Here is a 337-nt window from a genome sequence, read left to right as displayed (position 1 = left end):
ATGACATCGTTAAACCAGCAGATAAGACAGTAGTAGCGAATCCAGATGCTCTCACTCCAGAAGAGAAGAAAGCAATCGAAGATAAGGTTAAAGCAGTCAACCCAGGAGCGACTGTAGTCGTAGACGATAAAGGCAATGCGACAGTCACAACTCCAGAAGGTAAGACAGCGGTTATCCCAGCGTCAGACTTGACTAAGTCAGCAACAGATGCAGCTAAACCAAACGCAGGTAATGACATCGTTAAACCAGCAGATAAGACAGTAGTAGCGAATCCAGATGCTCTCACTCCAGAAGAGAAGAAAGCAATCGAAGATAAGGTTAAAGCAGTCAACCCAGG

At 45.4% G+C, this 337-nt stretch carries 1 protein-coding gene; it reads left to right on the top strand.

Annotated elements, in window-relative coordinates; translation table 11 throughout:
* Positions 1 to 337 (top strand): MiiA motif-containing surface protein (locus OCF96_RS09925; RefSeq protein ID WP_474104224.1); only part of this gene is annotated, 337 nt, incomplete at both ends.

The sequence above is a fragment of the Streptococcus mitis genome, assembly GCF_946190065.1.
Taxonomy (GTDB): Bacteria; Bacillota; Bacilli; order Lactobacillales; family Streptococcaceae; genus Streptococcus; species Streptococcus mitis_DE.
Note: the sequence above shows the minus strand (reverse complement) of the source record. Positions and strands in the feature narration are given on the sequence as shown.